This is a genomic window from Neochlamydia sp. S13 (assembly GCF_000648235.2).
GTDB lineage: Bacteria > Chlamydiota > Chlamydiia > Chlamydiales > Parachlamydiaceae > Neochlamydia.
Genome location: NZ_AP017977.1, coordinates 496,300 through 517,602, shown reverse-complemented (window position 1 = coordinate 517,602; position 21,303 = coordinate 496,300). Strand labels below are relative to the sequence as shown.

The following is a 21,303-nucleotide window of genomic DNA, read 5'->3' as shown; positions in this document are numbered from 1 at the left end:
AGAGATGGCCAAATCGTATGCTAGCCTTCTAATGCAATAGAAATAAAATATTTCTTTATATTATTACTCTCTTTGCCTTGAGTTTGAAGCAAGCTATCCTTGCTTTTTTATTTAATATTTTTTAGCAAATAAATTATAAATAATGTTTTATTTTTCCTTAACTTTTTCACCATCCATGTTCTCAGGTTAGCCCTTCTTTCCCTTAGTTTCCTTCCAGCATTTGCACTCTCGATGGCTCTCATCCCAATCAAACTTAAGAAAATCCGAGCCTACATTTTACTACCCTCTTATACAATCCTTTAGATAGCACAGTTGTAGTATAAAAAAGCCAATAACAGAGAACAAATATTGCTTGACTTAATAGCTTATTAACAACTATTATTATTCTTATGAAAAATCTTATTTTACCTTATTTGGTTTCCAGTAAACTATTCTTATTGAGTGTCCTAGTGGTGCGCTACGCGCACATCTAACGTTTCTTATCTATCTTTATTATCGAGCGAAAAAATAATAAAAAATCACCTCCCTTTAATTATTTCATAGAGGGACCATTTTATAGGGAGCTAAAACGGTGAAAATATCTCTTCATCTTAAAACTATAGCGACAGGCCTTGCGATGTTTTCCATGTTTTTCGGGGCAGGAAATGTGATCTTTCCTCTTGTTATCGGGCATTATGCTCAAGACAAAACATTTTTTGCTATTTTAGGTTTGCTGATTACGGCTGTGCTTGTACCTTTTGGGGGATTATTCGCCATGCTCCTTTTCGAGGGAGATCACAAACGCTATTTTGCGGTGTTAGGAAAGTTTCCAGGGTTTTTAATAGCTTTGTTTATCATTACCTTGTTAGGACCCTTAGGTTCACTGCCCCGTTGCATCGCTCTAGCCTCCTCTACAGTAAAAATGTCTGTAGGGGATTTCTCTCCGGTAGCATTTAACGCTCTTGCCTGCGGGCTTATCTTCTTCTTTACCTATCAGAAAAGATATATTATGGAATGGTTGGGATATATTTTAACGCCTCTATTGTTAGGATCTTTAGCCTATATTATTACTAAAGGGCTGCTAACAGCCGAAGTATCTTCCTTTTCCCCTCAACAGCAACCTTCTTTAACAGTGTTTTTAGAAGGGCTAAAAGAAGGCTATAATACTATGGATTTGTTAGCAGCTTTGTTCTTTTCCTCCATCATTTTTAATTCCTTAAAAAACACCCTTGCTTTATATCCTCAAGAAAGTCTAGTGAAAATCGGCTTAAAATCTTGTGCGCTAGGTGCTTTTCTCTTAGCCCTTACTTATATAGGCTTTAGTTATGTTGCCTCTTTTCATAGCGCCAAATTAAAAGTAGAAAGCGTCGAGCAGTTATTAGGAGCAATTACGATGGAGATAATAGGCCCTTCGGCAGGCATTTGGGTATGTTCGACCATTGCGCTAGCTTGCCTGACTACCGCCATCGCTCTTTCTAATGTATTTGCAGACTTTATTAGCCATACAGTTTTTCAAAATAAAATTAGCTACAAAGCAGCATTAATAGGTACCCTTCTTGCTACATTCATTGTAGCCAATCTACAATTTGCAGGCATTTCTGCTTTTCTAATCCCTATTTTAAAGGTGTGTTATCCTTTTCTTATGCTTTTAACGGTCTATAATATTGTAACACAAATATTTGCAAGAAAGACGCTAAGTATAGCTCAAGCAAAAGATTAGTCTTTATTAAAGGGAGTGATTGGATAGGAAGACAACCTAACACCGCTTCACGTTCTACTCTAAGCTTGCAAGTCAACCCATCATTTTTTTTGGCGAATAAACTAAGCTGAGGGCTTCCAGGAATCATAAGCACATGTTATTATTCCATCGATTAAATCTGAGAAAAACTCCAGGGAACGATTCGTAAGCCGTCTTTGTAAAGCTTTATAAGCCATGGCCTTGATAAATAATCTGTAGGCTTTTTTTTGTAAGCGGTCACGGGGTATGCCCAGCTTTAGACGCGATTCTGCGGGCATCTGCAAAACAAAAAATGCTTGTAAATAGCTGTTTTTCCTATTTACTACATTTCCTAATTTACATTGTTTTCTGAGCATCAATATTTTAAGCATTTTTGCCCCCCATGACCACTTACGCAATAACACCTAAGGTAGTCTACTATTTTTTATTTATTTAAAAATAATGAATGTAACATATATAAATTAATTATTTATTAAAAAGGTTAATTATCATATTATTTTTAATAGACAATAATTTAACGCTTAAATAACAGGAAAACAATAAATGGCTAGTACAACTTTAGCAAATTTTCAATTAATTAATGGATGGAAACCAGCCCTTGATAGCGCAAAATGGAGCGATGGGAGTCCGAAATATTTAATTGATACAAGTACAGGTAGAAAATATTGGAATGAGCCTAAAAACAGTGTTAGATTTAAATGTTTCCTACTTATTCTGGGTACACCTATCGTTCATTCACTTGCTTCTTTGGTAAATACAGCTTATCGAATTATGAAATTAGCTTCTTTTTCCCACTTCTGGACAGGTAAAGCAACAGAAAACTCCTATTCCTTTACAGGAAGGTTGAAAGATGCTGGGCAAGATTTATTAAGAGTTGTAACGCCCCCTGTTGCTTTGGTTGGCCTTGAATTAGCAGCTATATATGGAATATTTACTCCTTATAACGGTAGAAAACTATATGCAAGTATTGAAAGGGCACAGTATGGAAAATTCACACTAGCTCGGTGCTTTCAGCCCGGGCCTACTTGCCATGCTTCTAGAGGCGATCTTCAAAAGCGAGACGCGTTATAAATTTGTAGATAGAGAGATAGGCACATCCTAGTAGCAATTTCCTGCATACTGGGATGTAACTTTAGTTACCTGAGCAGCCCATTTTAAGGCGCCCTTTTCTTTTAGGAAATAAAGCCTTCTTTATTTTAACTAGCGCCTCTACAGCTTTAGAGAACCTTTTGCTGCTAGAAATCCTAGGTTAAAACCAAGGGCTAGCCCTCAGCCTGTTTGGATACCTTCAATAATATGCTTAAGAGCCTACCTTACCTCCCCCTTAGTTAGTCTTACTAACCTGTCTTATCAAGGATCTATAAGGTTGGTATGAAACAAATTATTTAAGATAATTCAGAGAAGAAAAGGAGGGTTAAGCACAAGAGATACCCCCTCTAGCCATTCATTAGGTTTTTGAATGGAAAAACTATAAAAGTTCCTGAGGAAGTCGCTTACAATAAAGGAGTCAATTCTTTTGGACATACAAAACGAAAAGATGACAAGCTATCCTTATAGGGTTGGGAAGCGCTTATCACGGGTACTACCATCTATCCTAAGGATTTCTTCCTTAGAAAGCATTTACGATTTATTGATAAGAGGAAATATCTCCCCTTGTTTGAGAAAAATTTCCTCTTTATTTAAGAAGAAGCTTTCAGAAGAAGCTACTCAGAAAAAACCCTGATTTTACGGCTACCTGTAGACATAGCCATTCTGTTAAAATATTCGAAAGCAGGAGGCTCTAAAGTTATGACGAAACCAACAAGGGCAAAGAACGTAATTGTCAGGGATACTTTTTTAAGATTCCCTTGCGTAGAGGCTATCTCTCATTAATAACCAATCTTCAATATTGCCTGGATAAATCCATAGAATTATTAATCAAAAGGCCTATAAGCTAGATGAGGAAGGGTAATTCCATAGGCATGCTAGCTCTTGAGGAGCCTCAAAATGAACAGGTTGTTCAGGAATGGCAGGAGGGGTAGACATCATTAAATTTGCTTTGTCTATAGCTGCTATAAATAAATTTTGAAGAAAAGCAAAGACTTTATCGGCCCAAGAAACTAACGTTTGGAATGCTTCAGGAAAGTATAAAGCGATGACGTAAAACAATAAACCAAAGAAAATAAAATATAAAATAAATTTCATGTACTCGCTCCCTACTTGATCCTATAAACGCTTCTCGAAAAACTAATTATAAGGTGACTTTTAATTATAAAACAACCTAAAAGCCTATCCCCTAACCATTATTTTAATACAGGCAGCAAGCTTAGCGGCCTGCATAGACAGCTTCTAATTAATTTTTCTACCCCCATTAAATTTTAAAGCCTACTCCAGCAATTAAAATTCATCGACTTTTAAAAAGAAATAAACTTAAATTGTTGGTAGCCCACTTGCTATTTACCATTCTATCTAAGGAGGCTACATGCTAAAAAAAAAGCTAATCATCCTTCTACTTTTCTTTGTAGCTTTTAACAAGCTAACCATTCAAGCCGAAGAGATCCCTTCAAAATTTTTTATTAGACAGCATTGGATTTCTCTTACCCATACTTTCGATATTCTTTCTAAAGATCAGCCCATGGGAACTGTGCATCGTAAGCATATTAAGGAAGGAGCTTCCCATTATTTGTTTTATGATGCCCATAATAAATTACAAGCAAAAGCTTATATGAGTTTTTTTGATTGGGGAGCCAGCCTTGACATTTATGATGGAGACGAACAATTATTAGGAAAAGTAGAAGAAAAAATTGTTCACTTTTTCCCCATTTTCGATCTATATCGTGCAGATGGCTATCATGCTGCTTCAGCAAAGATAAATCTTTGCGGCACTAAATATACCGTTATCGACCCTGCTTCCCATCAAGTGTTTGCCTACCTATGGAGGCATTTTTTTAGCTTAAAAGATGATTGGACGGTGGAGATCCTAGATCCTACTTTGTTCCGCGAACAGGCTATCGATTATCGTCTGCTTATACTGATGCTAACTTTCCAGATTGATCATTATCATTGGCAAAACATGAATCCCAATAGCTCTTTATAAAAGGCTTTGTTGCCCCTCGACCTTCTTACTTACATTCCTCAGCAAAAAAAATAATTAGGAATTTTGAAGACTAATCGAGTAAGATGTTTTCTTTAAGGGATTAAACTAAACGACTAAAAGTTATGCAGATAGATACGCAAAACGTCGATCATTTAGGATTGGTAGCTGGAATGTGTGAGGAGATAGGGTTAGTTGACCTTATTGATCAAGCAGTAGGTAACCAGGCGAAGAATAAGCATTTAACCTATGGGCAAGCTGTTAAATGCATGATCTTAAATGGATTGGGATTTGTAAGTCGGACGCTTTACATGTATTCTGAGTACTTTGAAGATAAACCCATCGATCATTTGCTAGGTACGCCAGTCATTCCCGAGCAGATTGATGATAATGTTTTGGGGAGAGCGCTGGATAAGTTATTTGAGTTGGGAGTGACCGAGCTTTTTACTAAAATAGCTTTACATACAATCAAAGTGCTTGGCATCCAAGTAAAAAGTTTACATTTAGATGCCACAAGCTTTCACGTAGATGGAAACTATGAGAGCCTATTAGAACAAGGAGAAGCATGCATTCGCCTAGTGCAAGGCTACAGTAGAGACCATAGGCCTGATTTAAATCAAGCCGTCTTGCAGCTTATCACCTCCAATGAAGGCAATATTCCTTTATACATGCAAGCGGCTGATGGCAATAGCAGTGATAAGGCCGCCTTTACGCAAATTGTTGGCGAACATCTTAAAAGCTTTCGGCAAGCGGTAGAGAATCGTTATATAGTAGGAGACAGTGCTCTTTATACGCCAGCTACCTTACAAGTTCTTAAAGAAGAACAAAGCTTATTTGTCACGCGTGTACCCATGCAAATCAAAGAGGCTAAAGAGCTCATATTTGAAGTGCCTTACGACAAGACGGTAGAAATAACAGAAGGCTATCGAGCTTTTGAAAGTACCTCTTGCTATGCCGGTGTTGAACAAAGATGGGTAGTTATCTTTAGCCAAGCGGCCTATCAAAGAGAATGCCGCACTTTAGCCAAGCATTATCTTAAGGGCAGTGAGAAAGAATCCAAAGCTTTCTTTAAGTTTATAAAGCAAGAGTTTTCATGCCCCAATGATGCTAAGCGCCAATTAGATAAGTTTGCAAAAAAGCTTAAATATATACAAATTATAGAACCTCAAGTTATAGCAACTCAAAAGCATACTACATCTGGTCGACCAAAAGCTGGGCAAGCACCTTCTATACTTAGCTATCACCTAGAAGGCACAGTAGCCTGCTCTTTGCTTAACAAAGCAGAGTTAGAGAGGAGTAAAGGGTTTTTCATCTTAGCAACTAATGATATGGATGTAATCGCTTTTCCTGCTCAGGAAGTTTTGAAAACATATAAAGCACAGCAAAGTGTAGAAAGAGGATTTAGATTCTTGAAAAGTCCCGATTTCCTAGTCTCTTCTTTCTTTCTAAAAAAGCCAGAAAGAATAGAAGCTCTTTTAATGGTAATGACTCTATGCCTTTTAGTCTATTCTGCGCTTGAATATAAAATTCGAGAAAAATTGCGAGAAAATGGTGAGAACTTCTTAAATCAGCTTAAGAAACCTACGCAAAAGCCAACCACACGCTGGGTGTTTTTCTGTTTCCTAGGCCTGCATATGGTCTTTATTGACCATAAAAAATTGCAAATTACCAATTTGAAAGAACGCCATAGAATTATCCTTAGATGCTTAGGGCCTCCTTACCAAAAATTCTATTATTCTGAAATGTGGTGAGAAATCACGGTTCTTAAGTTTTTTTCTCCACTTTTCTGCTTGATTAAGCCTACCTTAAGAATTATCAAGCCGAAGGGGGAGAAAGAGTGTAGATTGAATATTAGATCCCCTAACATAAAAGCTTATGGTTTAAAAGACACCTTCGCATGATCTTTAAATGATTACCTACGTGGCAATAAAAAATATATAGAGGCACAACTTTGGTTAGCTTCTCTTATGAATTAGCAATTTAAATCACTTTCACGCACGCCAAAGAGAAATTTTTCTGCTATTCTTTCATGACTTATTGCCAGCTATTTCTTAATTTGAATATAAACGTCCGCCTTCCCCCAGGTAAAAGGTGCTGAAAAACGTTTCATAATTTCGAAGGTAGGCTCTTCGGTATAGTCAGTTAGAGGATAGCTGACCGTGATGATGCGTGTACCTGCTGCTAACTGTTTTAACTGTTCAATTAACCTTTTGATGGTTTGAGCTTCTAAACAAGTACCATACAAATAGATGACAGAAGCTTTAGTAAGATCTGCTAATAAAAAATTTTCTTGCTTAAATTCTAAATGGGTAATTTTTAATTTATGCTGAATACGCTTAGCACGAAGAATAAAATCTGGAACCATATCCAAACCTACCACACGGCAGCCTGTAAACTTTTGTAGCCAAAAGCAGGTACGGCCACGCCCACACCCTAGTTCAATGACAAGATCCTGGGAATGAATACGCGCTTCTTTAGAAATTTTTTCTAATGTGGTTAAAGGTGTTTCTCCATAAATGTATTCTTCGCTATCTGAACGGCAAGAAAAATAGCGACGGCTGACTGTAAAGGGATTATCAAAAAGATACATAAGAAGAAGTGAGCTATCCACTACCGCGTAGGAAAGCTTGCGATAATAACGATAGATAACCTTTACATATTCTCGAAGATTTTTTACCTTTACTACTAAATTGACGCTAAGCAAAGTAAGATACTCTTTCACATCTTTTCCTGCAATTTTAGGCATAATTTTCCTTCCTTAAGGCCTCTTAAGCTTGTAAATTTAAAAACTGTGAGCGCTTATCAAAGTTTGCTTTTTCCTTTAAGTAATGAAAGCATAAACTAAGCGAGCAAAGAGAAAAAAGATCAAAGTGGATAATACATCATTGAAAGCTGTGACGATAGGTCCAGAAGCAACCGCAGGATCGATACCAAACCGCACAAAAAAGAAGGGCGAAAAAGAGCCTAGCATTGTTGCCGCTAAGCAGGCCCCAAACACTCCGCAAGAAACTGTAATCCCTAAGGATAAAGGATCAGCCTGAAGATGATGCACTCCAAAGTAATTAAGCAGATAGACTACAGTTCCACAAATTAAACCAAATACTAATCCAATCAGTAAGCCTATAGCAAGCTCACGGCTAATAGCCTCACTTTTATATCCGGGAGAAATATCCCCTGTTGACAATCCTCGTACGAGGATAGTGCTACACTGAATCCCTACATTACCCGACATACCCGTAATGAGAGGCACAAAAAAAGGTAGTAAAGCAAACCAAGAACGATCATAAAAATGAGACATGACCCCGGTAGAAACTAAGCCTGCACATAGAGTCACCATCAGCCAAGGAGCTCTTCCTAAAAATCTTTTTAAAATAGGTTCGTACTCCCTATAATCTTCGGCAGTACCAGCAATATTAGCAATCGTTTCATCGGCAATATCTTCCATGGCCTCTACTACACTTTCATAGGTAATTACTCCTCTTAAATGCTCATTTTCATCCACAACAGGCAAGGCAGGAATTTTATAACGCTCCACGACATCTACCACTTCATCACGAGAAACATCTACAGTGACTTTCTGCAAAATTGGACGCATGATTTGGCGCAAAGGCAGATAATGAGGATTTACAATAAGATTTCGACCCGGTACATAACCCACCAGCTGGCCCTCATCATTCAAAACAAAAATTCGACGTGTTAACTCTATCCCGGGATTATCCCGAATATAAGCGGACACTTCCCCAATTGTAGTATTCATATGAAAAGCAAAAAACTCGTCTGTCATTAAGCGACCTGCACTATGGCGGTCATGCTTTTGAAGCTCTTTAATACGTTGTGCTTTTTTGGGTTCTAAAAGATCAAAGACTCTTCTCATTCTTCGATCAGACATATCGTCTAAGATCCAGACTGCTTCATCAGGAGGCATTTTTTCTATCAAACTTTTAATTTCGCTATCATCAATCTGCCGAAAGATTGCAGAACGGGTAGAGCTGCTCGTATTGATCATAAAGATAATTTTGGCATTCAAATCCGGAAGATTTTCATAGACAATTACACGCGCCTGAGGAGGCAAACGGGTTACGGCGTGGGCCATATCAATGGGATCATGCTGGCTAGCAATTTTAGCTACATCATGCAAAAGAATATCAGAGGTATGCTGATGAAAAGCATCTTCAAGCTTTTCATTTAATACATCATCGAGATGGCTTCTTTTTGAATCTAATAAGCTAAAAGTATAGCCATGTTCTTCGTCATTATCTTCTTTTTTATTATGAATTGTAGCTTCCAAGACGCCTCCACATCGAATCTCCGAGAGAAGTTATTAGCTTTAGGGTTATTCAGTTTAAAGGCTAGATAGTAATTTAAACAACATAAAACGCTCTCTAGTTTTGCAAAAAATACTTTAAGCATTGAAATGTATACTTAAAGCGTGTTAGCATTAATAAGTTTCATATTAATAATTCACAAAAGTATACCTTTATGATGCCATCAAAGAATAAGATTCGTAATATAGCCATTATCGCTCACATTGACCATGGAAAAACCACTCTATTGGATGCCTTACTTAAGCAGTCCAATATTTTCCGAGATAATCAACAAATACCCGAACGTATCATGGATTCCTATGATCAAGAGAAAGAGCGGGGAATTACAATCTTTGCTAAACACACTGCCGTTCAATTTGAGGATTTCAAAATCAATATTATCGATACGCCTGGACACGCGGATTTTTCTGGGGAAGTGGAACGAATTCTTGGAATGGTTAACTCCGTATTATTGCTAGTCGATGCACAAGAAGGCCCTATGCCCCAAACGCGTTTTGTGTTATCTAAATCTCTTAAAATGGGTCTAAAACCTATTGTCGTTCTTAACAAGATCGATCGTCCCCATGCCAATCCCGACAAAGTTTTAGATCTTACCTTTGATCTTTTTAATGAGCTAGGGGCCACTGACGAACAATTAGATTTCCGCTATTGCTATGCCTCAGGGTTATCAGGATTTGCTACCCAACATGTTAATGATCCTCGAGAGGATATGCGTCCTCTTTTTGAATTGATTATCGATGCAGTTCCTGAACCTAAAGGGGACCTTGAGAATCCCTTTCTTATGCAAGTTTCTACCATCTATTATGATGACTTCCTAGGCCGCCAAGCTTCAGGACGTATTTTAGAAGGCTCACTTAAAAAAGGCCAACAGGTCATCCATATTGATGCTTCTGGCAAGCAGACAAAATCAACGATTTCCCGCATAGAAGGCTTTCGTGGCCTAGAAAGAATTGAACTCGAAGAAGCTTCTGTAGGCGATATTGTAATTTTATCCGGAATCCCTTCGATCATGATCGGCGATACCCTTACCGATCCAAGTAAAATTGTTCACCTTCCTCCTATCAAACTGGATGAGCCTACCGTCTCTATTGACTTTACAGTCAACAACAGCCCCTTTGTAGGTCGTAGTGGTAAGCATGTAACTATGAACAAACTCCGTGAGCGGCTAGAAAAAGAGAAAAAAGCAAATATTTCCTTACGTATTGACGCCACCGATGAAAAAGTTTCTGTCGCTGGAAGAGGTGAATTGCATTTGGCCGTACTTATTGAAGCAATGCGCCGCGAAAGCTTTGAATTTAGTATCTCTAAGCCTACCGTCGTGATTAAAGAAATCGAGGGTGAAAAGCATGAACCGATGGAACGTGTGCATATTGAAGTACCTGAGGAATATGCTGGTACAGTGATCGAAGAGTTATCCCGCCGTAAAGGGGAAATGCAGCATCTGGATACCGATGAGCATAAAATCACCCGTATGGAATTCTTAATGCCTACACGGGGATTAATGGGCTACCGTAATGAATTTTTAACCCAAACACGCGGCTTAGGGATTCTTACCTCTATCTTTGAAAACTTCTCCCCATGGAAAGGTGTAATTCCTGGTCGTCTGCGTGGAGTATTAGTCTCTATGGCTCCAGGAAAAGCCACAGGATACTCGCTTTTCAACTTACAAGATCGAGGCACCATGTTTGTCTCACCAGGTGATGATATTTATGAGGGGATGATCGTCGGCGAAAATAGCCGCGATAATGACTTGATGGTCAACGTTTCTAAAGGCAAACAGCTAACGAATATGCGTGCCTCCGGCAGTGACGAGAACGTTATTCTAGTGCCTGCCCGTAGATTTACTCTCGAGCAAGCAATCGACTATATTCAAGACGATGAACTGATCGAAGTTACCCCTGATGCTATTCGTATGCGTAAACGTTTTCTTACCGAACAAGAACGTAAACGTAAGTAAACTTATAAAAAGAAAGGCAGAGAAAGTATCTCCTGAATACTTTTTCTGCCTATGCTAAGCAGGCGATTTATTGATGCCTTTTCTTTTTCCTAGTCCCTTCTTTATTTACTCACCTTCCGCAACAACGCCATTTATCTGTAAAGTTTATAGTTCTTGATAAACCATCTGATTGGCTTTAAGGATTATTTTGTATTTTAAAGCAAAGTGATTGAGGGAGATTTTAATTTTAAGAAATTCAAGCTTGCCTGGCAATGGCTGAAAAAATAGCATCACATCCCTATTTGTAGCAGCGGTCTAGAGCTCTACCTAAACGATCATCAGATACATTTCCAGACTTACATGGCCTCCCTACTAATCGCTCCATAAATTGACTTGCACAAAATTGTGCTCTAGAGCTAAAGGAGGCAAAGTAAAACCTAATCCATTGATGACCATTAATTTGGCACCTTCTCCTGTTGCTATAATAGCTCGGAGAACAGGAGGAATTAGCTGATCTATCATGCTCACTCAATTAATTTTGTCACCCATGGCAGAAACAATTCCTAAGTGGTCCAGATCTTTGCTACTATACTCTTGCATTGTTTATATCCTCTTTTTCTTTGCTTTAAGAGGAACAAAGGTAGTTTTTTCTTAAAAAGGACTTCAGCCAATCCTTAAGAATTATTAGAAAAATAATATCACGCTATTATTTTGACCTGCGGAATGTAGGTTAAATGTTTCGAATGTATGCAACTGTCAAAGTCGGGATTCGCATATTGCAAAAGGGCTTTACAATCTAGGGGAAATTTGCCAAAGACAAGGAAGTCTCGAGAAAACAGAAAAATATTTCGCTAGCACGCAGAAATGGGCTTAAACTTGTAGGATTAAACAGCATAGCCGTCTTTCTAGTAGAACATTATAGATGATCTCTACCCTTCCACTGAGAAATTTTAAAAAGGCAATTGAATCTATCAATAAAGCGACCCACGGAATGCTCAACTTAAAGATCAAAGAACCAGATTAAGGCTTTGCTAAATCGGCAACCAATAAGGGCTTGCACGTCTTATATTTCGACCACCTTTTTACCGGCTAGTGCAAAGATGCGATTGTCTGCATTCTTAGAGACAGTAGAACCTCCTACAAAATCGCTGAAGGCTGGCAAAACAGCTAGAGAGTCGGAAATTTGGAAGCAGCGCAAATTTAGCTGATCGTGCCTACTTTTGAGTAAAATTTGAGGGTGAAGGTGCCCTGACCAAACAAAGTGGTTCTCTATGGTTATAGGAAAATGGTTAAAGTAAAAAGGCTTGATCGCCAAGTATTCTTGATGGACCTGTAATTTCCAGCTTGCCGGCATATAATTTTTTAACGCTTGATCGTGGTTGCCCAGGATAAGATCTACTGAGCAATTGATGATAGAAAGCCACTCGCCAAATTTTGATTGCACGCCTTCAGAGAGGCCATTTTGGGCATGAATAAGATCGCCTACCACGATACAGCGTTGAGCGCCTGTATGTTCGATTATATTTTTAAGGTTGATCAAGTCTTGATCCATAGCCCCTTCAGGTACAGCAATTCCCGCTCTTTGCATAGTGGCTGCTTTTCCGAGGTGAATATCAGCGACTATCAAAGCTTTATTCTCTTCCCAATAAGCAGCCCTTTGCGGTAACAAATGAATAGTCTGCCCACGGATTTTTATCGTTATCATTTTCTTTTCCAGCTACTTTTAATTTTCTCAATACGCTCTTCTAAAGTTTCATTGGTAAGATGACCACTCACTCTTTCTATATAAAGAGGCAGAGCCAATGGACTTAATTTGGGGGGGTGCGTAAGAATGATAAGGGAGGTGGATAATCTTTTCAATACTTGCAAAATTCTATTTAACTCAAACTGCTGATGGATTACCTCACTTTTTGCCTGTTGTATTAATAAATTCGAGGGGTCATATTTACTAAAAACTTCATAGAGCAAGCTACTACTCACCTGCACTTGACGATGAGTTTTATGTTTACCTGGATAGCCTTGAAAAATAAGCCCTGAAATGCGGGCGATGTCTCGAAAAGAAGAGCGCGCTAGCTCATGAAGATTGATAAGCGAGGTGATCTCTTCTTCCAGCTTATCGAAAGCAAATAAAGCATTATTTAAAATTTCTTCGTGGAAAGGCGCGCAGCTAAGAATTTCAAGGCCGTAATCGTTAGAACTTAAGGTAAATGTACCATGGTTACTTTTAGATAAGCGGGAAGCAATAATATAAGCAAGTCCCTGATGGACAGCTTTGCCTTCAAAAGGATAAAAAAAAAGATGCCAGCCCTCTCGTGATTTTAAACTCTCGATAAGCATCTCATTTTCGTGGGGAATAGAGGAAAGCTTTTTTTGTATGGCAAGAATTTGCTCTAAAAAAGCATTTTCCGGGTAGATCTCTGGAGAGGGATTTAAAGATTCTCTTAACATTTTTCCTAAAGGAGCTGAAAATGGAAGCCTGCCACCGCGCCATACGGCGGCAGTTTTAGGCACCCCTTTACTAAGGCGCACATAAGCTGTTAGGTCACGAAATTGAATAAGTTCTAAGAGACGTCCCCCAAACAAAAAACGATCGCCTTTTTTCAAGCTGGATAAAAAATTTTCTTCAATGATCCCTAAGGATTTTCCATTAGCCATCTTCACAGGAATATGAGGCTCAGAGGTGATCGTACCGATATTTAGGCGATGAAACTGAATGATTTTTTTATCGACAACTTTATAAAGATTTTCTTCTATCACAAGCTTTTTATATTCAGGATAGGCCGTTAAAGCTTTCCCTCCATGAATTAAAAATTCTAGGCAGCTATCAAATTCTTCTAGTGTTAAATCTTTAAAGGCATAGGTCGTTTTAATCTCTTTAAACATTTCATCTTTATTAAATCCTCCACCAATCGCACAAGTCACTAAGTGCTGGATAAGAACATCGAATGTATGCGTCAAGGGCATACGATTTTCGATCAACTGCTGCTGTAAGGCCTTACGATAGCTTTTCAATTCAGCAATCTCTAAAGCATGGGTAGGAACAATAAACAAGCGGCAAGGAGTAAGAGGACGGTGAGAGGAACGACCTGCTCTTTGCAATAAACGGGCAATACTTTTGGGCGATCCTACTTGAATCACTTGCTCTACAGGAGAAAAATCAATTCCTAAATCCAGCGAAGAAGTACACACTACGCATTTCAGGATCCCCTCTTTCAGACGTTGTTCAATGAGTTCTCTTTCTTTTTTGTCGATAGAGCTATGGTGCAAACCTATTAAATTTTTCCACTCAGGTTTAGCCTCTTCTATTGCTTGATACCAGCGCTCGGCTTGCGAGCGAGTATTGGTAAATATCAAGGTCGATTGGTGAGGAGAGAGCTTAGCAAGGACATAGGGAAGCATGCCTAGACCCGATTTTCCTGCCCACGGCAGCTTTTCTACGCTACTCGGTAATAAAGTCTCTAGGATAACTTCCCTTGGCATCTTAGTCACAATCAAAGAAGCTTTACGATCTATGCCTACACAAACCTGAGCGGCTTCCTCCAGATTGCCAAGCGTCGCTGTCAGCCCCCATATCCTTACACTTTTACTCCAGCTTTTTAAACGCGCTATACAAAGTTCTAGTAAGACACCACGTTTTGTTCCCAAAAGTTCATGCCACTCATCGATAATAATGGCCTGTAAGTGGGCAAGCTGCTCCTTGGCTCCTGCATTGCTTATCACTAGCGCCAAACTTTCAGGGGTAATCAGCAAAATCTCCGGAGGATTTTTAGCTTGTTTAACTCTTCGGCTTGTCGTGGTGTCTCCTGTTCTTTTTTCTACTCGATAGGGAAGCTTAAGATCAAGAATAGGTTGTTGAAGAGCTAGTTGAATGTCACTAGCCAAGGCTCTTAAAGGGGTAATATAAAGGATTTGCACACCTTTAGCTCGATGATGATGGAGGTGGGATAAAGCGGCAAGGTAAGCTGCGTAGGTCTTACCTGCCCCCGTAGGGACGGAAATTAACCCATCCTTTGCTTCAAAAAATGCTTTCCAAGCTTCTTGCTGAAAGGCAAGAGGGCTCCATTCTTTTATTTTTAACCAATCCAGAATGAAAGCTAATTCTTTATTGCTCATTCAAAAATTCTAGCTTAATTTGTTGTAGGGTGTCGCATTCAGTAAAAGGTTTATCATTTCTCCAGCGAGCAATGCGAGGGAAACGTAGAGCAATCCCCGATTTATGCCTTTTAGAACTTTGGATGCCTTCGAAAGCTATTTCAAAAACTTGTTCAGCTTTCACTTTACGCACAGGGCCAAATTTTTCTTCGGTGTTACGCCTAATCCATCGATCGAGCTTATCAATTTCTTGCTGAGATAATCCCGAATAGGCTTTAGTGATAGGAATGAGTTCCTGCTGATGCCACACTCCAAAAGTATAATCTGTATATAAATTTGCTCTTCTACCTGTACCCGCTTGAGCATAAAGAAGGACGGCATCGATGGTCATAGGATCTATTTTATATTTCCACCAATTTCCTCTTTGCCTCCCTGTACCATAGGGAGAGTTCAAGCGTTTAAGCATAATCCCTTCGGTTAAAGTATGCTTAGCCATTAAGCGTTTTTCATGGATCTGCTCCCACGCGTTAAAAGCAATGAGAGGAGAGATTAGAAATTTCGGATGAATTTCTGCTAATTCTTCTAAAATCTTACGCCGATTGATTAAAGCTTCTTTTCGAAGGTCTACATTGTTATATTCTAAAAGATCATAAATCATAAATACGACAGGAGCTTCTTTTTGGATAGCTTTGGAAGGGGCTTTTCTTCCTAGCCTTTTTTGTAATACCCCGAAGGATAAAGGGGTTTCATTCTCATAAGCAAGGATTTCGCCATCTAGCACTGTTCCATGGGGAAATTTTTGTATTCCTTCTAGGATCTCAGGAAATTGATCAGAGATAAGCTCATTACCACGCGACCAAATAGCTGCTGCTTTTTCTCTAAAAACAACTTGCGCGCGGATACCATCCCATTTCCATTCTGCCTGCCATTCATGGGGATGGATCAAAGCTTCCAAGTTACCTTCCAAAGGCGAAGCTAGGTAAAAAGGGTAAGGGTTTAAATAGTTATTTTTTTCTTCAACAACCCTTAAGCTATCAAAAAAATTGGCAGTAGGCTGCCAATGACCCATGACGCGTTGACTTAGCACTTCTTTCGGTACCTGAAGAGCTTGGCTTACAGCTTTAATAGCCGATAGCTGGGAAACACCGATGCGAAAGCCGCCTGTAAGAATTTTATTAAAGATAAAAATCTCTTTTTTACTGAGGCTCTTCCAAATTTCTACAACCGCACTTTTTTGCTCTTCCTCTTTCTTGGACTTTAAAGGTAGAATAAGGTTTTCCATCCAGGCAGACAAAGGCAAATCAATCAAATGATTTTTACTACAAGATTGCTCTAACAATAAAGATATTGTTTCGGCAGTATCCCCTACTGAAGCATAGGATTCTTCAATCAGCCAGGCTGGCAACTGGGTAATTTCTCCACACCAGGAGAGTAAAGTCTTAGAGCCTATTAACCTTTTTAACCTATGTCCACTTAAGAAAAATAATGCCCAGGCGCCATCTTCGGAAGGAACTTTTTTAAAGTATTCTTCCATATAGCGTAGCTTTTCATTAGTTGATGAAGTTTGATCAATCAGATCAAACAATTCCGTAAAATTTTTCAATCGATCTCTTCCTCTAACACATCTAATCCTCTTAATTCCCTAGCATCCACATGCAGCTGCTCACGCAAATATTTTGCTAGTACATCAGTGTTCCCATGAGTAGTTAACACAACTTTAGCTTGGCTCTGCTTAATCGTTTGTATTAATCCTTCCCAATCCGCATGATCGGATAGCACAAATCCTTGGTCCATGCCTTTCCTTTTACGGGCTCCCCTTACCAGCATCCATCCAGAAGCTGCAGCTGCACGAAAGTGAGGAAAACGTTTTAACCAAGGTGAGCCTGCGGCAGAAGGAGGCGCTAAAATCAGATCTTTTGAGAATGTATAGCCTTTTGGTTGTTCACTACAGGCAATAAAGGGCAGCATTTCAATCCCCTTTTCTGCATAGATTTTCGTCAATGGCATCATAGCTCCATGCAAATAGGCGGGCTGGTCTGTAAAAGACTTTAATAAAGAGAGAATACGTTGGGCTTTTCCTAATGAATAGGAATAAATAATGGAAGGGTGATTGTGGGCTTTGTTTTGTTCCCACCACTCAAACATCTCCTTAGCTATCTCCAAACTATCTTGCCAGCGATAGATAGGCAAGCCAAAGGTAGATTCGGTGACAAATATATCGCATTCTAATGTTTCAAAAGGCTGACAAGTGGGATCTAAAGCTCTTTTATAATCGCCGGAGATAACGGTAACGGTGTTACTTGTTTCTATACGTATTTGCGAAGAGCCTAAAATATGACCTGCCGGATGAAGCGATACCCAACAATCTTTTATTTTTATCTTTTCACCATAGGAAAGCACCTGTAACGAAATATGACTTCCTAATCTATGTAGCAGTAAATCTTTAGAATCTTTTGAAGCGATATAATGTTGATGGCCGCGATAGGCATGATCTCCATGGGCATGGGTAATGATAGATAAGGGCACGGGTTTCCATGCATCAATATAAAATTGCCCAGGGCAACAATATAATCCCTCCCGTCTCACTTCTAAGGGAATTCTCATTTAGACCTTTGCCAGTAAATAAATTTAACGTGCAAAAGCTTCTTTGCTGGCATCTACGGTTTTCTTATCTAGCCCCACAATCCTTAAAGGAATTAAATAAATTAACCAACCGCAAATCCCTTGCTAAAGCTATCTTTTTCTCTCCTTAAATGGACCAATAGTTAAGCTAAGTATCCAAGCAAAGGAGAATATTTAGAAATTACTTAAGTAAAAATTCTAAATTAGGCAGTTCTTTGGCTAGCTAGCATCTTACCTTTATTCATCTTACAGCTTTTTTAGTTTCTTTATCTCCTCGTGAGGGCCTTCAATCTTCTAGATGGTTTTGTTTAGAGGCAATGTGAGAGATAAATTGCCTAAAAGCAGGCGTGTCAATTAGATTTTCTAACCATTCATCATTAAGCATATCTTCTAAGGCTGGCAGCGTTCCCGCCTGCTCAGCTCGCTCTAAATAATGCATAGCCGAAGGATAGTTCTGTAATAAAGAATGCATACAAGCTAAATTATAAAACGTGTGGGCACAGCCTAGCGCCAACGCATGCATAAATTTCTGCTCGGCTTCCTGATAATAAGTTTTACTGCGCTCTGGACGAATTTCTTCATGCACTAATTCTGCTATATTTAAAAAAGCTAATCCGCAATCATTCCAAGCCATTTCATCTTCGATATCTATATTCAAGACCACTCGAAAATGTTCAATAGCGCTGTGCAAAATATCTACATCTGAGGTCGCTTCCCCTAGATGGGATAAAGTTACGGCTAAATTATAGCGAGCATTCGTAAAATTGGGATCCATTTCTAAAGCTTTATTTAAAACAGTGATGGCTTTTTCATAATGAGAAACCTCTTCTGAAAAATCCCCTAAAAAATCAAGGGCACAGCCATAATTATAAAGCCATTCAGGTTCATAATGCCGATGATAAAAAATTTCTTCCTGTAGATTAATCACCTTCTCAAATTTTTGGATGGCTGCTTCCAAATAATTTTTGTCATTTGTAAGCTCCGAAAGCTTCATTAAAGCTAAGCCCCAATCATTCCAAAACTGAAAAGAAGATTGTCCTCCTAAATCGCAAGCTTTTTGAAAGCAGTTAACAGCATTTTCCACTTGCTGAGAATCATTCCAATATTCACCAATATAAAAATACGAGGTGGCCAGGCCATACCATAATGCAGGATCTTGCTTTTGAAGAGTAAGCCCATGCTGGAATTTATCTACCGCTTGCACATAATAGCTTTCCTCACTAAAGTAGCGCCCGAGCTCATTTAAGCAAGCACCATATAAGGCCCAAATGTGTGGATTTTTAGGAATTAATTTAAGGCTACGCGTAATCTTGTGCTCTGCTGAATGCAAAAGAGCAAGAGACTCAGTATGTATGCCGAAAATCATTTCAGCCTCACCTCCGAAAGCAAGAAGTAAGGGATGATCGGGGTCAATTTCGGCAGCTTTAGTAAATTTCTCAATGCAAGCAACATTATAAGTAGGGTTTTTTTGTAGCTTACAAGCATTTAAATAGAGTTTCCCCCAACGCAGCCATAAGAAAAAGTTAGCTTCCTGCCCCTTGGAAGCCTCCTCAAAAGCAGTTTGAGCAAGTTCGAAATGCTGCAAATCACCCTTAAGTTCGTAGAGCTTCTCATAGCAAAGAGCAAGCTTAAGCCATCGATCGGAGCTTTCAGGCTCTTCACAAACAGCTAAATGATAGTACTCCACCGCCTCTTCGCAATATTTATGCTGTTTGATAAGCTCGCTGAGTTCCACTAAGGCTTCTGCCATATCCTGCCAAAAATCTGCACATTGGTGGCCTAATTGCTGGGCTTGTCGATATCTTTGGATAGCTTGATGAAAGTCTATAGGCTCTTCAGAAGAAAGGCCCATAAGGTAGCAACTTAATCCCCATTTCCAAAAAAAATGTGATTTAACTTCTACGGGCTGGTTTTCTAACAGGGCATACCCTGCCTGAAACTTATACTGAGCTTTTTGAAAATAATAAGGATTTTGATGAAATAAACCACTTAAGATTAAAGTTTCCGCCCTCATTAAGTAGGCTTCAAAAAAGTTAGCATCGATAGCAATAGCTTGGGCAAAAGCTTCTATGGCAGCAGCAAGACAGCGAGCATTTTCTTTTTGAGAAGCAAAAACCTTTCCTTTAAGGAAATAAATAGTAGCATTAGAAGGAGCGAGGCTTTCAGCCAAGGCAAAACTCTCATGGAAATTTACACTTCCTCTTTTAAGTTCTAACTCACCTTTTTTAATGAATAATTTAGCTAAAAGAATTTTTTCCTCATTCCTTAAAGAATGGAGGTTATAGGAAGCGGTGAAGCTATCTAATAAATCGAAAGCTTCTTTTTCTATAATTTCTTGCAGCTTTTTAGAAATTGAAATGTCATTATCCATAAACGACCATCTTATTATTCATAAAATGTTATACTTTTTTAAGATAATTTACAATCTTTACCTAGATGGGCCTTCTTTAGGCTCATCTTATTGATATACAAGATCCTTTATTATGTCTACCTCAACTTTTTTGTATACAGCCCTCGCTGCTTATCTTACTTTCTAAAAGCTGTTAGCAGCATCAATAAATTCACCTTACTATCAAGCACTTAAATCACTAAAACCCTTAAATAATTATTGGAAATTATTTATGACTTTTGATCAGTGGATTCTTTGTTAAAAAATTTTCATCGGCCTCTTATCCAACATACAAGCTATTTTACGTCTACAAACAGCTTATTCCCTGTAAAAAACAAAATAAATTTTATAGCTTATTCCCTTTCGCTGCATAGCCATTCGGTAGGTTGAGAGGAAATAAAATGCTACCTACCCAGAGATTCATTGGCCTATCTTAGGCATAATGCTTTTTATCATTTAAAGCTAGTCCTATCACCAAGACTGTTAGAACAAGCGCGCTAGACCTTGATATCCCTTTAATAATAAGTCCTAAAAAATAAAGATATAAAATATTTAATTAGCGCTTTAAAATATTTTTTAACAACCTTACGATGGCTCATCCTGTGGAATAGCTAAAGTAAATATTTGCCCTATTGTCATGAGCTAAAAAAAATCCACTCCCATTAAAACTAAGCTTGCCTTAGCATTTTAGAGGTTATCTTTATCTATTAAAAGCTTACGGCAGCTGTTATATTCTATATTCGTCAAGCCTCGGCTGGTTAGCGGCTAAGCCTATAATTGAGTACTTGCTAAGTTAGTTTCCTACAAATTCCTTAACAATGTTTATCCCATCCATGCTTTTGCTCTTCCCTTTATAATCAAATAAGCATCAAGTACTTTGCCTGGCGAAGCCTTTTTATTCCACAAAAGTGAGGGCAGTTAATCCAATATCAAAACATTTTGGATTATTTTCCAGGCTGTAAAGCCAAGGCCTTTTACTTAAAAATTCTTTATAATTCGCCCACACCTATCCCTAGCAAAACCATTAAGGTCTAAGAATTATCCCAAGCCGCTCGCCTTCTTCGCTTGACAAATCTACATACACCTCCGACTTGTAAGCTAAGTCTCTACTCCCACCATAAAGTGGGCTTATAGGAAAATGGATTATTT

At 38.6% G+C, this 21,303-nt stretch carries 15 protein-coding genes; 5 read left to right on the top strand and 10 right to left on the bottom strand.

The window, feature by feature from the left end:
- The first annotated feature begins 571 nt into the window (after window positions 1-571).
- Window positions 572-1,699 carry a branched-chain amino acid transport system II carrier protein gene (locus tag TY21_RS01995; RefSeq protein WP_052354672.1) on the top strand — a complete coding sequence of 376 codons (1,128 nt, stop codon included), beginning with the start codon at window positions 572-574 and terminating at the stop codon, window positions 1,697-1,699.
- 101 nt (window positions 1,700-1,800) lie between these two features.
- Here TY21_RS01995 and TY21_RS01990 read toward each other — a convergent pair whose 3' ends face one another.
- Window positions 1,801-2,088 carry a hypothetical protein gene (locus tag TY21_RS01990; protein WP_042244017.1) on the bottom strand — a complete coding sequence of 96 codons (288 nt, stop codon included), beginning with the start codon at window positions 2,086-2,088 and terminating at the stop codon, window positions 1,801-1,803.
- A 172-nt stretch (window positions 2,089-2,260) separates the two neighbouring features.
- Here TY21_RS01990 and TY21_RS01985 point away from each other — a divergent pair, with 172 nt between their 5' ends.
- A complete protein-coding gene (locus tag TY21_RS01985; protein WP_042244015.1) occupies window positions 2,261-2,788 on the top strand; it encodes a hypothetical protein in 528 nt (175 codons plus the stop codon).
- Between the two features lie 855 nt (window positions 2,789-3,643).
- Here the strand turns inward: TY21_RS01985 and TY21_RS01980 are convergent.
- Complete coding sequence (locus TY21_RS01980; RefSeq protein WP_130589485.1) at window positions 3,644-3,901, bottom strand: hypothetical protein; 258 nt, start codon at window positions 3,899-3,901, stop codon at window positions 3,644-3,646.
- Between the two features lie 277 nt (window positions 3,902-4,178).
- Between TY21_RS01980 and TY21_RS01975 the strand changes: the two genes are divergently transcribed.
- Window positions 4,179-4,793, top strand: a complete 615-nt coding sequence (locus tag TY21_RS01975) for a hypothetical protein (protein ID WP_052354671.1) — start codon at window positions 4,179-4,181, stop codon at window positions 4,791-4,793.
- Window positions 4,794-4,915: 122 nt separating this feature from the next.
- Window positions 4,916-6,541, top strand: coding sequence for an IS1634 family transposase (locus TY21_RS01970; RefSeq protein ID WP_130589484.1), 1,626 nt, complete (start codon window positions 4,916-4,918; stop codon window positions 6,539-6,541).
- A 293-nt stretch (window positions 6,542-6,834) separates the two neighbouring features.
- Here the strand turns inward: TY21_RS01970 and TY21_RS01965 are convergent, their stop codons facing one another.
- Together TY21_RS01965 and mgtE are read right to left on the bottom strand one after the other, a co-directional pair.
- A complete protein-coding gene (locus tag TY21_RS01965; protein ID WP_042239466.1) occupies window positions 6,835-7,536 on the bottom strand; it encodes a class I SAM-dependent methyltransferase in 702 nt (233 codons plus the stop codon).
- Window positions 7,537-7,611: 75 nt separating this feature from the next.
- Window positions 7,612-9,066: a magnesium transporter gene (gene mgtE / locus TY21_RS01960; RefSeq protein WP_042239490.1), complete on the bottom strand. Its 1,455-nt coding sequence runs from the start codon at window positions 9,064-9,066 to the stop codon at window positions 7,612-7,614.
- A 206-nt stretch (window positions 9,067-9,272) separates the two neighbouring features.
- Between mgtE and typA the strand changes: the two genes are divergently transcribed.
- A complete protein-coding gene (gene typA, locus TY21_RS01955) occupies window positions 9,273-11,072 on the top strand; it encodes a translational GTPase TypA (protein ID WP_042239491.1) in 1,800 nt (599 codons plus the stop codon).
- A 351-nt stretch (window positions 11,073-11,423) separates the two neighbouring features.
- On the opposite strand, the gene TY21_RS10920 is transcribed toward typA, so the two are convergent.
- The 6 genes from TY21_RS10920 to TY21_RS01930 form a co-directional block, all read right to left on the bottom strand.
- Window positions 11,424-11,573, bottom strand: coding sequence for a hypothetical protein (locus TY21_RS10920; RefSeq protein ID WP_158623001.1), 150 nt, complete (start codon window positions 11,571-11,573; stop codon window positions 11,424-11,426).
- Window positions 11,574-12,114: 541 nt separating this feature from the next.
- Window positions 12,115-12,756 carry a ligase-associated DNA damage response endonuclease PdeM gene (gene pdeM, locus TY21_RS01950; protein WP_052354376.1) on the bottom strand — a complete coding sequence of 214 codons (642 nt, stop codon included), beginning with the start codon at window positions 12,754-12,756 and terminating at the stop codon, window positions 12,115-12,117.
- A complete protein-coding gene (locus tag TY21_RS01945) occupies window positions 12,753-15,164 on the bottom strand; it encodes a ligase-associated DNA damage response DEXH box helicase (RefSeq protein WP_042239468.1) in 2,412 nt (803 codons plus the stop codon). The genes pdeM and TY21_RS01945 overlap by 4 nt, the downstream gene beginning before the upstream one ends.
- Complete coding sequence (locus tag TY21_RS01940) at window positions 15,154-16,746, bottom strand: ATP-dependent DNA ligase (protein WP_042239470.1); 1,593 nt, start codon at window positions 16,744-16,746, stop codon at window positions 15,154-15,156. The genes TY21_RS01945 and TY21_RS01940 overlap by 11 nt, the downstream gene beginning before the upstream one ends.
- The gene (locus TY21_RS01935) at window positions 16,743-17,747 is read right to left on the bottom strand and encodes a ligase-associated DNA damage response exonuclease (RefSeq protein WP_042239472.1); all 1,005 of its coding nucleotides are present in this window, start codon (window positions 17,745-17,747) and stop codon (window positions 16,743-16,745) included. The genes TY21_RS01940 and TY21_RS01935 overlap by 4 nt, the downstream gene beginning before the upstream one ends.
- Window positions 17,748-18,051: 304 nt before the next feature.
- Complete coding sequence (locus TY21_RS01930) at window positions 18,052-20,136, bottom strand: tetratricopeptide repeat protein (RefSeq protein WP_042239474.1); 2,085 nt, start codon at window positions 20,134-20,136, stop codon at window positions 18,052-18,054.
- Between the last annotated feature and the right edge of the window lie 1,167 nt (window positions 20,137-21,303).